This window comes from Lentzea xinjiangensis, from assembly GCF_900110955.1.
GTDB classification, from domain to species: Bacteria; Actinomycetota; Actinomycetes; order Mycobacteriales; family Pseudonocardiaceae; genus Lentzea; species Lentzea xinjiangensis.
The window spans coordinates 54,263-68,900 of the sequence record NZ_FOFR01000025.1; the positions used below are offsets into that span (position 1 = coordinate 54,263).

Annotated in this window: 16 protein-coding genes and 1 tRNA gene; 9 read left to right on the forward strand and 8 right to left on the reverse strand. The window is 71.5% G+C overall.

The features are described 5' to 3' along the window. The 3 genes from BMW88_RS35300 (at position 1) to BMW88_RS35310 (ending at position 2,196) form a co-directional block, all read left to right on the forward strand. Positions 1-1,380, forward strand: a complete 1,380-nt coding sequence (locus BMW88_RS35300) for a carbohydrate-binding protein (protein WP_089959633.1) — start codon at positions 1-3, stop codon at positions 1,378-1,380. A 53-nt stretch (positions 1,381-1,433) separates the two neighbouring features. Continuing rightward, a tRNA-Val gene (locus BMW88_RS35305) sits at positions 1,434-1,505 on the forward strand. A 49-nt stretch (positions 1,506-1,554) separates the two neighbouring features. Next, positions 1,555-2,196, forward strand: a complete 642-nt coding sequence (locus BMW88_RS35310) for a helix-turn-helix domain-containing protein (RefSeq protein ID WP_245778277.1) — start codon at positions 1,555-1,557, stop codon at positions 2,194-2,196. Here the strand turns inward: BMW88_RS35310 and BMW88_RS35315 are convergent. Then, on the reverse strand, positions 2,178-3,005 hold the full coding sequence (locus BMW88_RS35315; RefSeq protein ID WP_089959635.1) for a hypothetical protein: 828 nt from the start codon (positions 3,003-3,005) through the stop codon (positions 2,178-2,180). The genes BMW88_RS35310 and BMW88_RS35315 overlap by 19 nt on opposite strands. A 147-nt stretch (positions 3,006-3,152) precedes the next feature. Here BMW88_RS35315 and BMW88_RS35320 point away from each other — a divergent pair, with 147 nt between their 5' ends. The 4 genes from BMW88_RS35320 to BMW88_RS35335 are packed head-to-tail and all read left to right on the forward strand — an operon-like array spanning position 3,153 to position 6,269. Then, positions 3,153-3,557 (forward strand): hypothetical protein, encoded by a 405-nt coding sequence (locus BMW88_RS35320; RefSeq protein ID WP_089959638.1) that lies wholly within the window; start codon positions 3,153-3,155, stop codon positions 3,555-3,557. 16 nt (positions 3,558-3,573) lie between these two features. Then, a complete protein-coding gene (locus tag BMW88_RS35325; protein ID WP_089959642.1) occupies positions 3,574-4,146 on the forward strand; it encodes a DUF3558 domain-containing protein in 573 nt (190 codons plus the stop codon). Positions 4,147-4,151: 5 nt separating this feature from the next. Next, positions 4,152-5,483 carry a PPE domain-containing protein gene (locus BMW88_RS35330; RefSeq protein WP_089959644.1) on the forward strand — a complete coding sequence of 444 codons (1,332 nt, stop codon included), beginning with the start codon at positions 4,152-4,154 and terminating at the stop codon, positions 5,481-5,483. A gap of 9 nt (positions 5,484-5,492) precedes the next feature. Then, the gene (locus tag BMW88_RS35335) at positions 5,493-6,269 is read left to right on the forward strand and encodes an ESX secretion-associated protein EspG (protein ID WP_177221573.1); all 777 of its coding nucleotides are present in this window, start codon (positions 5,493-5,495) and stop codon (positions 6,267-6,269) included. 48 nt (positions 6,270-6,317) lie between these two features. Here the strand turns inward: BMW88_RS35335 and BMW88_RS35340 are convergent, their stop codons facing one another. The 7 genes from BMW88_RS35340 to BMW88_RS35370 form a co-directional block, all read right to left on the reverse strand. Then, positions 6,318-7,478 carry a lactate 2-monooxygenase gene (locus BMW88_RS35340; protein WP_089959650.1) on the reverse strand — a complete coding sequence of 387 codons (1,161 nt, stop codon included), beginning with the start codon at positions 7,476-7,478 and terminating at the stop codon, positions 6,318-6,320. 19 nt (positions 7,479-7,497) lie between these two features. Then, positions 7,498-9,618 (reverse strand): protein translocase subunit SecD, encoded by a 2,121-nt coding sequence (secD, locus tag BMW88_RS35345; RefSeq protein ID WP_342715320.1) that lies wholly within the window; start codon positions 9,616-9,618, stop codon positions 7,498-7,500. 78 nt (positions 9,619-9,696) lie between these two features. Continuing rightward, positions 9,697-10,023: a hypothetical protein gene (locus BMW88_RS35350; RefSeq protein WP_089959654.1), complete on the reverse strand. Its 327-nt coding sequence runs from the start codon at positions 10,021-10,023 to the stop codon at positions 9,697-9,699. Further along, positions 10,023-10,976, reverse strand: a complete 954-nt coding sequence (locus tag BMW88_RS35355; protein ID WP_089959656.1) for a tetratricopeptide repeat protein — start codon at positions 10,974-10,976, stop codon at positions 10,023-10,025. The genes BMW88_RS35350 and BMW88_RS35355 overlap by 1 nt, the downstream gene beginning before the upstream one ends. Positions 10,977-11,021: 45 nt before the next feature. After that, a complete protein-coding gene (rox, locus tag BMW88_RS35360; protein WP_089959660.1) occupies positions 11,022-12,443 on the reverse strand; it encodes a rifampin monooxygenase in 1,422 nt (473 codons plus the stop codon). 167 nt (positions 12,444-12,610) lie between these two features. Beyond that, positions 12,611-13,003, reverse strand: coding sequence for an NUDIX hydrolase (locus BMW88_RS35365; RefSeq protein WP_089959662.1), 393 nt, complete (start codon positions 13,001-13,003; stop codon positions 12,611-12,613). A gap of 9 nt (positions 13,004-13,012) precedes the next feature. Next, a complete protein-coding gene (locus BMW88_RS35370; protein ID WP_089959666.1) occupies positions 13,013-13,594 on the reverse strand; it encodes an FMN-dependent NADH-azoreductase in 582 nt (193 codons plus the stop codon). Positions 13,595-13,676: 82 nt separating this feature from the next. On the opposite strand from BMW88_RS35370, the gene BMW88_RS35375 reads away from it, so the two are divergent. Together BMW88_RS35375 and BMW88_RS35380 are read left to right on the forward strand one after the other, a co-directional pair. Beyond that, positions 13,677-14,150, forward strand: a complete 474-nt coding sequence (locus BMW88_RS35375) for a MarR family winged helix-turn-helix transcriptional regulator (protein WP_089959670.1) — start codon at positions 13,677-13,679, stop codon at positions 14,148-14,150. A gap of 242 nt (positions 14,151-14,392) precedes the next feature. Continuing rightward, positions 14,393-14,593: a hypothetical protein gene (locus tag BMW88_RS35380; protein ID WP_342715321.1), complete on the forward strand. Its 201-nt coding sequence runs from the start codon at positions 14,393-14,395 to the stop codon at positions 14,591-14,593. Positions 14,594-14,638 lie beyond the last annotated feature (45 nt).

Genomic DNA, 14,638 nt, shown 5'->3' on the forward strand with positions numbered 1-14,638 from the left:
ATGAGGCAACGCCGCCGCATCCTCGCGGCCACGACAGCTCTTATTGCCGCGGTACCCCTGGCGATCGCCGCCATGTCCGCCAACGCTTCGATCCCACCCCCTGCCGCGGGATGGACGCAGGTGTGGGGTGACGACTTCAACGGCCCGAACGGATCGCTGCCGTCGAGCTCCAACTGGATCTTCGACCTCGGCCACGGCTACCCAGGCGGCCCCGCCAACTGGGGCACCGGCGAGATCCAGAACTACACGAACAGCACCAACAACATCAAACTCGACGGCTCCGGCAACCTGCGCATCACCGCGTTGAAGGACGGCGCGGGCAACTGGACGTCGTCGCGCATCGAGACGCAGCGCTCGAACTTCAAGCCGGCGCCCGGCGGCAAGCTCGCCATCGAGGGCCGCATCCAGATGCCGAACGTCACCGGCCAGGCCGCGCTGGGCTACTGGCCCGCGTTCTGGGCGCTGGGCTCGCCGTTCCGCGGCAACTACTGGAACTGGCCCGGCATCGGCGAGTTCGACGTGATGGAGAACGTCAACGGCATCAACTCCGTGTGGGGCGTGCTGCACTGCGACGTCGCTCCCGGCGGTGCCTGCAACGAGTTCACCGGCATCGGCAACTCGCGCGTGTGCCCCGGCGCCTCCTGCCAGTCGGCGTTCCACACGTACCGCTTCGAGTGGGACGACGCCGAGAAGAGCTTCAAGTGGTTCGTCGACGGCCAGCACTACCACACCGTCACGCAGGCTCAGCTCGGCGCGGGTGTGTGGGACCGCATGACCTCGCACGCCGGGTACTTCATCCTGCTGAACCTGGCGATGGGTGGCGCGTTCCCGAACGCGCTGAACAACAACCAGCCGACCCCTGTCGCGGCCACTCAGTCCGGGCATTCCATGGTCGTGGACTACGTGGCCGTCTACACGGCTGGTGGCGGTTCCACCACTCCCCCGACCACCACGACGACGTCGAACCCCGGCGGCGGGGGTTCCGCGTACAGCGAGCTGCAGGCCGAGAACGCCTCCGAGCGCTCCGGCGGCTCCGTCGCTCCGGCCGAGGGCGGCTCCGGCGTCCACCAGATCGCGAACGGCGGCTACCTCAAGTTCTCCGGCGTGAACTTCGGTTCCGGCCCGGCCCGGCAGTTCTACGCGCGCGTCGCCTCCGGTGCCGGCGGTGGCGTGAGCGGCCTGGTCGAGGTCCGCATCGGTTCCCGCACGGCGGCACCGGTGGGCTCGATCGCGGTGGGCAACACCGGGGGCTGGGACGCGTGGCGGACCATCCCCGCGAACATCTCGAACATCTCCGGCACCCACGACGTGTACATGACGTTCACCAGCGGGCAGCCGTCGCCTTACGTGAGCGTGAACTGGGTGAAGTTCGGGACCTGACCCCAGCTCGACGTGCCGGTGTGCCGGTCCGCTAGAATCTCGTCCGTTGGCACGGACGATTAGCTCAGCGGGAGAGCACTACCTTGACACGGTAGGGGTCACTGGTTCAATCCCAGTATCGTCCATCTGGCGCCGCGTTCTCCGGAACGCGGCGCCATTTGCTTTGATGGGCCCGTGTACGCCGAACGTCCCGCTCCCGCGGGTCTGGCCTGTCTCTGGACGCGCACCGCTGCGTCGGAGACCGTGCAGCGCGTCGTGCCGGACGGCTGCACCGATCTGATGTGGACTCCCGCGACCGGCGCGCTGTTCGTGGCCGGTCCGGACACGCGGGCGCAGCTCGCCAGGGTCGCGCCGGGCACGTTGTACGGGGTCCGGTTGCCGCCCGGCGCCTTCCCGTCGGTGTTCGGGGTGCCGGCCCACGCCGTGCGGGACCAGCGGGTGCCGCTGCCGGAGCTGGTGCCCGGTGCCCGGCTGACGTCGTTCTCGGACATGGTGGCGTTCTGCGCCTCGCGGGTGGTCGTCGACCCGGCGCTGGCCGCGACGGCGTCGTTGCTGCGATCTGCCGACGTGGCCTCGGCGGCGTGGGAGATCGGGCTCAGCTCCCGTCAGCTGCGGCGGCGGTGCCTGGACGCGTTCGGCTATCCGCCCAAGGTGCTGCAGCGGGTGCTGCGCTTCGACGCCGCGCTGCGCCTGGCGTGGCGCGGGCTGCCGTTCGCCGCCGTCGCCGCCGAGGCGGGCTACGCGGACCAGGCGCACCTGGCCCGCGAGGTGCGGGCGATGGCGGGCGTGCCGCTCGGTCAGCTGATCCGGCCGTGACGGCGGAGGGCCAGCAACGCCTCGACCGTGGCGATCGAGCGCCACTCGTAGCGGGCGATGGGCGTGAAGGCGGGGAAGGCCACGGTCCAGCCGCCGTCCTCCTGCTGGCCGCGTTCGAGCTCGTCGAGGTCCTCGCTCAGCTCGTCGTCGGTGAACCACCGGCGGGCGAGACCGGTGGGCGTCCGCGCGTACTCGTGCGGGTGCAGGCCCTCACCCTCCGCGTAGCCCTCGGTGCTCTGCTCCAGGTGCCCGAGCTTCGCGGCGGCCGGCTCGGCGCGGGCGCGGTCGGGCACCTCGTCCAGGAACATCACCGCGGCCCGCAGCTCGTACGGGTGGGTCCGGCCGAGTGCCTCGACCTGCTGCCAGCAGTACGCCGTGGCCCGGTCGAGCCAGGGGTGCGTGATCTTCAGGGCGTGCAGGGCGGCGGCGATCTGAGCGGTGAGGAGGAGTCCGCCCCGGTCGTCGGCGGTGACCCACGGCGCCATCGGGTGCCCCTTGGAGGTGGACATCCCGAACGGGACGCTGCCGTCGGGACAGGTCTTCTCCAGCCAGGCCAGCACCGGTTCGGCGGGTTCGGGGGCGTTGACCTCGACGAACATCTGCAACGCGCGCAGGGCGTGCAGCGGCTGGCTGGTGGGGCCGCGGTGGTCGGGCTCGAGTGCGTGGCCGTACCCGCCGTCGTCGTTGCGGTAGGCCAGCACCGCCTGGACCACCGCCTGGGCACTCCCGCCGTCGAAGGCGTGCTCGAACCAGCGTTGCTCCAGCGTGCGGGCGTTGAGCCAGAGGAAGTTCCTCGCGCGTTCGATCATGGCCCGAACCTATGCCGGTCGGCGTGCCGGGTCTTGAACGAATCGGCCATGTGACCTGATCTGCCGGTTCGTTCGCCTTCGAGGGGAACCGCGGCTGTGTAAAAATCCTCCAACAGGGGTGTGGACTTCTGAGGGGAGCTGGCTGAGATGCTGATGTTCGACGCACTCGTGCCGATCAAGGCTGCCGGAGCCGCGGCTGGTGCTGCTGCCGGAGCGGCCGCCGCGGCCGCGGGAGGCGGGACCACCAAGTTCAGCGTCGACCCCGACCAGGCCCAGAAGATGATCGACGGCCTGAAGCTCGCGGTCGAAAAGCTGACCGAGCTGCAGAAGCAGGGTCAGCTGTTGAAGCAGACGGGAGCGCCCGGTCCCGACCCCTACAGCGGCTACGCCACCCTCGCAATGCGCAAAGTCGCAGGTGACCAGCCCGGTGGCTACATCTGGGCCAACGACGCCGCCCAGAAGGCGCTGGAGCAGACGATCAAGAACATCGAGAAGGCTCTGGCCGAGTACCGGGGCACCGACGAGGCGGCGCAGACCGCACTGAAGGGCTGACACGACCTTGAAGCGCATGACCGCCCTGTTGACCGCTGTTCTCGCCGCCGGCGTCCTCGCCGGATGCTCGGAGAAGACCGGCGGAAACGCCGGCACGGGCGCTCCGACCAGTGGGGAACAGACGAGCAGCGCGCCCACGAGCACGGGCTCGTCCTCCGGTCTGAGCATCGCCAAGTTCGCGGACAAGCCGTGCGACATCCTCACCGCTGCTCAGGTGGCGACCCTCGGAACCGTGGCAGCAGGGAAGTCGGGCACCAACATCCTCGGCGCGGAATGCGAGTGGAAGGGCCAGGACGTCATCAAGAACTCCACGTACTCGGTCACCGTGACCGAGGACAAGGACGTGGAGGAGATGGTCGCCAACGTCAAGAGCAATCCGATCTTCCAGGACAAGCAGTCGAACGGCGTCCGGCTCGTCACCAACGACGGTTCGGACGGCACGCTGCACTGCTCGACCATCATCGGCGTGTCGAAGACGGACTCGGTGACCGTGTACGTCGCGATCGCCGCGGATGAGCGACCGGCGAAGCCCGCCTGTCCCGAGTCCGAGAAGGTCGCGGCGATGGTCATCGAAAACCTGAGGGGGTAGCGGGAATGGCTGGGGACGAGCCGAACATCGCTGGTTTCGCGGCGCTGCCCTTCGCGGGCGGCGAAACGGTCTACAAGTGGTTCGAGAAGGGCAAGGGGCCGAGCCAGAGCACCGCACCGACGGCGGACGCGTGGCGTGATCTGTCCGCCGGCCACGTGGACGTCTCACGGCTGATCGAGAAGGCCGTCAGCGACTCGGGCGCTTCCTGGGAAGGCGCCGCCGGTGATGCCGCGCGTGGCGCGACGTCACCACTCGCCACCTGGGCGGAGGTGACCGGGGAGTCCGCGGCGACCGCGGCGACCACGTCGGACACCGTCGGGCAGGCTTACGTCAACGCCAAGAACGCGATGTCCAAGCCGCCGGCCGTCCCGGACAAGCCGTTCCTCAACGACCTCGCGTTCTGGGAGACCGACTACGACGAGGCGGTCGAGAAGAACCAGCAGGTCAACGAGGCGAACATGCGGGCGTTCACGCAGTACGGCAACGCCGTCACCGCGAGCACGAACACCATGCCGACGTTCATCTCGCCCACGGCCACCGACGCGAGCCTCGAAGAGCAGAGCAGCGGCAAGGACCGGATCAACCACGTCGACCGGATGAACAACTCCGACGTCGGGTCGTCCAGCAGCAGTAGCAGCAGTAGCAGCAGCGGCACCAACGACGGCACGACGGGCACGTCCGGGTGGAAGCCGCCGTCGACCGGTGGTGGCGACACGACCAACCCGTCGTGGCTCGACCCCAACGACCCGCGCAACCAGCCGCCGGGCACGAACCCGAACGACCCGCGCAACCGGCCGCCCGGTGGCATCGACACCGGCATCCCGCCCGGCGGGCGGTGGGATCCCAACAACCCGAACGACCCGCGCAACCGCGGCCGGCTCGACCCCAACGACCCGCGCAACCGGCCCGGCGGGCCCAACGGCCCCGGTAGCGGCCGTGGCACCGGTGGGCCCGGTGGTGGCGGAGCGGGCGGCGGTCGCGGTGGCGGCGGCATGGGCGGTGGCGGCGGTGGCCTCGGTGGGGCCGCGGCGGCTCGTGGGGCCGGTGGGCTCGGTGGTCCCGGCGGCATGGGCAGCGGCTTCGGCGGCGCGGCCGGGGTGGCCGGTGGCGAGCAGGGTCGTGGTGGCGCCGGCGGCTTCGGGCCGAGCGGTGCCGGTGCGGCGGGTGCTGCCGGTCGCGCCGGCGCGGCGGGCCTGGGTGCGGCGGGCATGGGCGCCGGTGCCGGTCGTGGTGAGGGTGACGAGGACAAGGAGCACAAGGCCGCGTCCTACCTGCAGGAGACCGAGGACATCTTCGGCGACGGGACGATGGTGGCTCCGCCCGTCATCGGCGGTTAAGGGGGAATCGTGCTGCGGAGCAGGGTGGCCATCGGGGTCACGGCGCTCTACCAGGCCTGGCAGGCCGCCGGTCTGCCGTCGCTGCACCGTGCGCTGCTCACGCAGGTCGACTTCGACGAGGACCTCCTCGAGTCGGGCGACCTGAGCGAGCTCGAGCGGTTGCAGCGGTCGGCGTGGGCGCAGCTCGAGCAGTACGGGCTCGCGCGCGGCAACCAGGTCCACCCGGACCTGGTCAGCGCGCTGCGGCTCGTGGTCGAGGCCGGTGTGGAGTACTGGGCGTTCTTCAGCCTGAAGGACGGTCCGCAGCAGAGCGTGCTGGTCGTGACGAACGGCCAGGACGCGTTGCGGATCGTGCTCACGCCGGACAAGCAGTTCGTGCTTGAACCGGTCCGGCCGGACGAGGCGCCGCAGGCACTGGTCGGCGCGTTGCCGCCCGCGCCGGCGGGCAGGGGCACCCCGATCACGCTGCCGGAGGACGCGCTGAAGCCCAAGCGGCAGGTGCAGGAGGACACCGGCTCGTTCCTGCAGCAGAGCCGTCCGGCCAGCACGCCGAACGACCAGCTCGTCGCGCAGCTCAAGCAGATCATGGGCGAGCCGCGCACCGGCGGTGGCCAGGTCTACTCGGCCAAGCGCGACCACCTGGGCCGCAAGCAGCGCTGCATCGCCCCGCTCACCTACATCGACACGCCGAGCGGGCGGTACCTCGCGGCGAAGAGCGAGGGCTGGCTGCGGGTGCAGCCGGCCGACTTCGGCACCCTCGCCCGCATGACCGCGACGATGCCGTGACCGGCGGCGGCGCCGGGTCGCTGCCGCGGCCCGGCGCCCGCTGAGTCCTCAGGCGAACCGCAGCGCGTCCGGTCCGAGGTCGGCGGGGCTGCGGTGCCCCGAGAGCCCGAGCGTCAGGTCGAAGTCCGCGAGCAGGCCGCGCAGCACGTGCTGCACGCCGACCTGCCCGCCGTGGGCGAGCCCGTACGCGAAGGGCCGCCCGACCATCACCGCCTTGGCCCCCAGCGCCAGCGCCTTCACGACGTCCGCGCCGGTGCGGATGCCGGAGTCGAAGAGCACGTCGACCTGCTCCCCCACCGCCTCGACGATCGACGGCAGCACCTCCAGCGACCCCACCGCGCCGTCGACCTGGCGCCCGCCGTGGTTCGACACCACGACACCGTCCATTCCGAACTCGACGGCCTTGCGCGCGTCGTCCGCGTGCTGGATTCCTTTGAGGACGATCGGCCCGTTCCAGTGCTCGCGCAGGAACGCGAGCTGGTCCCACGACTTGTCGGTGCCGGTGAACATCTGCACCCACCGCAGGATGGCCATCGGCAGGTCGTCCTCCGGCGCCTTCTGCAGACCGGCGCGGAACGCCGGGTCGCTGAACGGGATCGCCGTGCCGACCCCGCGCAGGAACGGCAGGTACGCCTGGTCGAGGTCGTGCGGCCGCCACGCCAGCGTCCACGTGTCGAGCGTGACGACCAACGCGGTGTACCCGGCCTTGCGGGCCCGGTCCAGCAGCGACGCGCACACCTCCGGGTCGTTGGGCCAGTAGAGCTGGTACCAGCGCGGCCCGTCGCCGGAGGCCTCGGCGACCTCCTCGATGGTGTGCGAGGACGCCGTGGACAACACCATCGGCACGCCGAGCTCGGCCGCCGCCCGCGCGGTCGCCAGCTCGCCGTCCGGGTGCAGGATCGACTGCACGCCAACGGGTGCGAGCACCACCGGCGCCGGCAGCCGCGTGCCCAGCACGGTGACGCCGAGGTGCCGCTCGGTCGCGTTCGTCAGCATCCGCGGCACGATCCGCACGCGGTCGAACGCTTCCCGGTTCGCCCGCACGGTGGCGCCGGAGCCCGCGCCTCCCGCCACGTACCAGAACGGCCCCGGCCCGAGCCTGTCGCGCGCGGACTGCTCCAGCGCGTCCGGGTCGGTGGTGAACGGCGGCACCACGCCGCCGAGCCCCTGCAGGTAGATCTCGTTCTGGTACGCGGAGAAGGACGTCATGCGCCTACTCTGCTACGGATCAGGCGCGTGCGGCCACCGTGCGTTCGGCCGAAACCGCTCGGCGTGGCCAACGCGACTCCAGCCACAGTGCGACGGGAGCGGCGGTGACCACTGTGGACGCCGTGCCGGCCACCAGGCCGATCAGCAACGCCGTGGCGAAGTCGGCCAGCGACCCGTCGCCGAGCACCAGCAGCGCGGACAGCACGAAGAGCACGCCGATGCCGGTGTTCACGGTGCGCGGCACGGTCTGCACCACCGCGTCGGACACCACGTCCGGGTAGGAGGCCTTCAACCGGGACCCGCGCAACGAGCGCAAGCGGTCGAAGACCACCACGGAGTCGTTGACCGAGTAACCGATGACCGTCAGCAAAGCCGCCAGGAACACGCCGTCGGCCGTCTTGCCCAGCCACGCGAACACCCCGACCAGCACCAGGACGTCGCTGAGCAGCGCGGCGACGGTGGCGACGCCGAGCCGCCAGTCGAAGCGCACGGCCAGGTAGCCGAGCTGGGCCGCGACCGCGATGGCCAGGCCGATCACGGCGTTGCGGCGCAGCTCCGAGGACAGCGACGGACCGATCAGCTCGTTGCCGTCCTGGCGGGCGCCGCCGTCGACGGCCGAGGAGACGACCTGGCCGATCCGGGACGACTGAGCGTCGTCGATCGGGCCGGTGCGCAGGGAGACCTCGTTGCCCGACGAGGACACGACCACGTCGGAGAAGCCCGCGCCGGCCAGAGCGGCGCGCACGCGGCCGGCGTCGACGGACCCGCCCGCGGTGAAGTCGAGCATGCGACCGCCGGTGAACTCGACACCCAGGTTCAGGCCCCGCACGACCAGCCCCGCGACCGCGACCAGCACCACCGCACCGGCGCTGAGCAGCCACAGCGACGGACGGCGGTACAGCACGACGGACAACCGCTGCCGCACCCAGCCCAGCGTGTGCAGGCCGCTCAACCGGGGGCGCTTCGCCACGAACCGCGTGCCGAGCACCCAGACCACCAGCACGCGCGACAGCACCAAGGCGCTGAACATCGAGGCCAGCACACCGATGGTCAGCGTGACGCCGAAGCCCCTGACCGGGCCCGTGGCGAGCCAGAACAGCAGCCCGGCGGCGAGGAGCGTCGTCACGTTCGAGTCGGCGATCGCGCTGAGCGCGCCGCGGAAACCTCCCTCCGCGGCCCGGCGTAGGTGGGGTTTGCGCGCGTACTCCTCGCGGGCCCGTTCGAAGATCAGCACGTTCGCGTCGACGGCCATGCCGATGGCCAGCACGAAACCGGCGAGGCCGGGCAGAGTCAGCGTCGCGCCGACCGCCAGGAGCCCGGCGTAGGCGACCCCCGCGTACCCGGCGAGCGCGACGACGGCCAGCAACCCGGCGAGCCGGTAGGCGAAGACGAGGAACACCGAGGTCAGGGCGATGCCGATGATCGCGGCCCGCGCGCTGGCCTCGATGGCCTCTGCGCCGAGCGTCGCGCCGACGGTGCGCTGTTCGACCACCTCGACGGGCACGGGCAGCGCGCCGGAACGGATGACCAGGGCGAGCTCCTCCGCCTCCTCGGCGGAGAACCGGCCGGTGATCGTCGTGGCGCCGCCGGCCTGGCCCGCGCCGCAGGGCGTGTCGAGGCTGACCTCGGGTGCCGAGATGGGCTTGCCGTCCAGCACGAACGCGATCTGGCGGCCGGGGGTGCCGGACGGCTCGCAGGCCGCCTTGCCGGTGACCTCCTGCCACTTGCCGGGGGCGTCGCCCTGGAACTGGATGGTGACCACGAAGCCCGCGCCCTGCGGGTTGCGGACGGACTGCGCGTCCGAGATGCCCTCGCCGGTCAGGACGGTCTCGCCGTTGCGCTGGACGACGAGCTGGGCGGTGCGGCCGAGGACCTTGACGGCCTCTTCGGGGTCCTGGACGCCGGGCAGCTCGACGACGATGCGGTTCTCGCCGGAGCGGGCGATCACCGGCTCGGCGACGCCGAGCGCGTCGACGCGGCGGCGGAGCACTTCCAGCGAGCGGTCGGCCGCGTCGGAGTCGCCCCGGGCCTCGAGGACGATCTGGGTTCCCCCGCGCAGGTCGAGGCCCAGGCGGGGATCGGTGGTGAGCAACAGGAATGCGGAGGCGACGAGGACGCCGAGCGCTGCCAGAGCGCGCACGAGGAGTCCCCGTCGCGCGGTGTCGCGCGACATGGGTGGATGAAGCCTTCCGGGAGAAGGGTTGCCGAGGAACGGGGTTCAGCGACCGGAAGGCGGCGAGCGGTCCCGCTGCGGGGTCCAGCGGACCGTGTCGGGCGCGCGGTGCACGCGCCGGGCGAACGCGATGACGAAGCGGACGGGCAGCGCGGGCCTCGCGACCGGTGGCACGTCCATCGGCAACTGCGCCTGCGGCACCCGGGCCGCGTGGTGGTTGTGCGGCTTGGGCGCGGCGCCGGGCAGGTTGGCGGCGTCGTGGCCGTGCCGGACGACGGAACCGGAGGCGGGAGCGGGCGAGGCGGGCGAGGCGACGACGAACAGCTGCGTCAGGAACAGCAGGAACGCGAGCGCGACCGCGTTGCGACGCATCACCGCTTCCTGCCTCCCCCGACGTAGACGAGCGCTCCCCCCACGACAGCGCACAACCAGGAAAGCACAAGTGGCTGCATGGTGGTCGCCCCGAACAGCAGCGCGACCGTCCAGCCCACCAGGACGAGCGCGGACGCGGCGAGCAGCGACACCGTCACCGCGAGCTTGCGCAGGCCGAACAGCACCTTGACCGGGCGCAGGCGCAAAGCCACGACACCGCAGCACAGCACCAGCGCGCCGGTGAAGTACGCCAGGTAGGGCGTCGGCCGCGGCATACCGGCGATCAGGGCGAGCAGACCACCGCCGACCAGCAGCAACGAGAGCATCCGCAGCGCGCGCCACACCTGCGCCTTGTCCAGCTGCACCGGCGCGAGCGGCTTCGCGGACCGGCGCCGCCGCACCGTCGCGAGGTTCGCGCGGGAGTCGGCGTCGGACGGGTCGAGCTTGATCGCCGTGCGGTAGGCGTGCTCGGCGGTGCCCCAGTCGCGCATGCGCAGCGCCGCGTCGCCGAGCACCTGGAACGCCCGCGCCTCGGTGGGCGCGAGCTGGGAGGCGTGCAGGGCCGAGTCGAACGCCTCCACGCCACCCTCCGGCGAGCCGGCGAGCACCTCGGCGAGCACGACGTAGCACCGCCAGTCGCCGGGCTTGCGCCGCACGGACTCCCGCGCCGCGACCACCGCCTCCTGGTGCCGGCCGAGGTCGTTCAGCGCGAGCGCGGCCAGCCGCTGCGGCCAGGCCGGCTCGCCGTCGAGCACCATCGCGCGCTTGGCGGCGTCGAGCGCCTGGTCCGCCTCACCGAGGTCGAGGTGGGCGGCGGCGAGCCGGCACCACGCCCCGGCGTGCCGAGGGTTCGCGGCCACGAGGGGCCGCAGCAGGTCGATCGCCTGCCGCGGCTTCCCCGAGGCGGTGAGCTCGGCGGCGCGCAGGAGCACCGCGGTCATCGGCTCGGACACACCGCCCAGTGTGACAAAGCACCTCCGGCCCTCGAACGGGTGACCTCAGGCAGCGCCGAACCAGCGGGCGAGCTGGCCGTCGAGACTCCGCTGGTCCTCCCCCGCCCACGCCACGTGCCCGTCCGGCCGCAGCAGCACTGCCGGGGCGTCCAGCTCCTCGCTCACCTCGGCCAGGTGGTCGACGCGGTCGGAGAAGCCGCCGGGCGACAGCCGGCCGGTCTGGTCGAGCAGGACGCCGCGACCGGCGTGCATCCGGTCGTAGAGCCCGCCGCGCCGCAGCGCGAGGTCCCCGATCCGGCGGCCCACCAGGTCGTCGGAGGAGCCGAAGTCGTACCGGATCGAGATCGCGATGATCTTCTCGACCAGGTACCGGTTGACCTCCTCGAACCGCACCAGCTCCGTGAGCAGCCGCCGCACCGACCGCGGTCCCGGCTCGACCTTCATCAGCTCGATCTGGGCCCTGGTGTTGTCGAGCACCTCCGCGGCCACCGGATGCCGTTCGGCCTGGTAGGTGTCCAGGAGGTCCTCCGGTGCCCGGCCGCGCACCGCGGCCGCGAGCTTCCAGCCCAGGTTGAAGGCGTCCTGCAGGCCGAGGTTGAGCCCCTGGCCACCGGTCGGCGGGTGGACGTGCGCCGCGTCGCCCGCGAGGAGCACGCGGCCGGACCGGTAGCGCTCGGCCTGCCGGGTGGCGTCGCCGAAGCGGGACAGCCAGCGCGCCGAGTGCACCCCGAAGTCCGTGCCGGCGACCCGGCGCAGCTCGCGCCGGAAGTCGTCGAGCGTCGGCATGACCGCGCGGTCCTCCGCCACGTCGGAGGCGGGCACGACCACCCGGTACCGGCCGCCGCCGATCGGGCCGAGACCGAACCGCTTCTGCGTCTTGCGGACCTCGGTCATCACCGGCACGACCTCCTCGTGGGGCACGCCGATCTCCATCTCCCCCAGCAGCGTGTCCACCCGCGACGGCTCGCCGGGGAAGTCGATGCCGGCGAGCTTGCGCACGGTGCTGCGCCCGCCGTCGCAGCCGACCAGGTAGCGCGCCCGCACCGCGGTGCCGTCGGCCAGCTCGGCGGTCACGCCCTCGTCGTCCTGCGCGAGGCCCGTCACCGCGCTGCCGCGCCGGACCTCCGCACCGGTCTCCAGGGCGCGCTCGGTGAGCAGGCGCTCGGTGACCGGCTGCGGCAGGCCGAGGGTGTGCGGGTACTTGGTGTCGAGCCGTTGCGGCGCCGGCCTGTCGATGCCCGCGAAGAAGCCGGCGAGCGGGTGCTTCGTGCCCAGCGCCAGGAACCGGTCCACGATGCCGCGCTGGTCCAGGACCTCCAGGCTGCGCGCGTGCAGGCCGAGCGACCGCACCACCTGGTTCGGTTCCGGGTCCCGCTCCAGCACGACCACCCGCACGCCGTGCAACCGCAGCTCGCCGGCCAGCATCATGCCGGTCGGACCACCGCCGGCGATGATGACGTCGATCATGGACTTCCTCATTTCCCCAGGTGAGAGCCAGTGGCCGGGAAATGATGGACCGTACCTGGGGGCTTGCCGCAAGACCCGGGGTGCGCTATACGTTGAAGTGGGAGGAGAGCGCTGCCCGCCTCCCACCGCCGTCTCCGGGGGTTCGCGGCGTCACCGGTGAGCGCCCGTCAGCGCAGCAGCCCCGCTTCGTGGAGGTGGGCGAAGATGACGCGGTCGACGGGCGAGATCCGGTCCGCGTCAGCGGTGGTGAGCCACGCCAGCTCCTCGATCTCCGCCGACGCCACCGGTTCCCCCGCGAACGACGCGGTGTAGCAGGTCATCCGCACGGTCACCCCCGGCGAGCGGCCGTGCGCCTGCGCCTCGAACGTGCCGAGGTGCTCCGCCGACGCCGCGTCGATGTCGACCGACAGCTCCTCGCGGATCTCGCGCACGAGCGTCTCGACGTCGGACTCCCCCGGCTCGCGCTTGCCACCGGGCAGGTAGTAGGTGTCCTTGCCGGCTGACCTGGTGCCGAGCACCCGGCCGTCCACCAGGTGGATCCAGGCGACCTTGTCGATCATGCCGCCAGGTTAGGCGGACGCGAGCTCCTTGACCACGCGGTGCGCGTCGGCGAGCGACTCGACCGCGAGCTCGCGGAACTGGTGCAGCTGCGGGTTGACGTCGGCGAGCGTCAGCTCGGCGTGCACGAACTCGAGGTTCCGGTCGAGCCCGATCATCGACAGCACCGCCCGCAGGTACGGCTCCTGGAAGTCGAAGCCCTCGCGCGGCGTGCCCGGCTTGTACGAGCCGCCCCGCGCGGTCACGACGACGACGCGCTTGCCGCCCAGCTCGTAGGTGCCGTCCTCGCGCGGGAAGAACTCCCTGGTGGCGACCTGGTCGATCCAGGCCTTCAACGTCGACGGGATCGAGAAGTTGTACATCGGCGCGCCGATGAGGATCACGTCCGCCGCCCTGACTTCGGCGACCAGCTCGGCTTGGACGCCGTGCTCCGTGCCGTCCACGTGCGGGACCGGCGTCGCGTTGAGGTCCCGGTAGGTGTAGCCGCCCTCCGGGTTCGCGGACCGCCAGACGTCGGCGAACGACCCGGTGATCTCGCGGGTCACGGATCCTTCGCGGCGGATGCTCGAGTCGATGTGCAGCAGATTGGTCATGCCAAGAACATACGATCGAAGAACTTCCGAATCAAGACGTTCTCACTCAAGAACATCTGACCTGGGAGGTAGGATGGGTCACATGGAGGAGGAGCCGCAGCTGCACCACGCCTGCGCGGAGAAGTGGGACTTCAACTGGCTGCTGCACCGCGCGACCCAGCGGGTCGGTGCCGCGTTCGCCGAGGAGATCGCGAAGTTCGGCGTGTCCGTCCGCGGTCAGCTGATCCTCCAGACGCTCGCGAACGAGGAGGCCCAGCGCACCCAGCTCAAGCTCGGCGCCATGCTCGGCCTCGACAAGACGACGCTCACGAGCGAGCTCGACAAGCTGGAGCGAGCCGGCCTGGTCACCCGCGTCCCCGACCCGAACGACCGCCGGGTGCGCACCCCGGTGATCACCGACCGGGGCCGGGAGTTGCAGAAGCAGGCCGGGGACGCCCTCGCGGAGGTCGAACGCGCTTTCCGCGCGCGCTTCACGCACGAGGAGATGACGGTCATCCGCCAAGCGCTGATCGACCTCGCCAACAGCGAAACGCCCGTGCACGGCTCCTGCCTGTAGACCCGTGCACCGAATTCCCCCGACGAGTCCGGCAGCGGCAATCACAATGCGTTGCAGCAGCGCCATCGTCACCCCATCGAGTGACACTTTGCCTTGCGACCCACGACACTGACCGCGACCAGGCGCAACTACCCGGCAGACGGCGCGAATTCGTCGTCATGACCTTCGGTTCATCGCGTCTAATTGGTGCGAGCGCCGGAACCGCCGAGCCGGCGCGCCGGATGAGCTGGAGGAAGAAACCCGTGGGAGCCAAAGACGAGTGGCAGGTGAGCTGCCGCGACATCGCCTCGCGCCGACGGGACATGACGGTGTTCGTCAGCCAGGGGCACATCGTGATCACCGTGCCCCCGGGAGAAGCCGCTGTTCTCACCCCACTGGAAGTCGGCCGCCTGCGGGCCGCACTGCGCGATGCCGTCGTGAGCGCCTCCGACACCGAGACGTGACCGCCGTCACAGCGTTACCTACTCGCAAGTAGGTTAGTGGCAGAG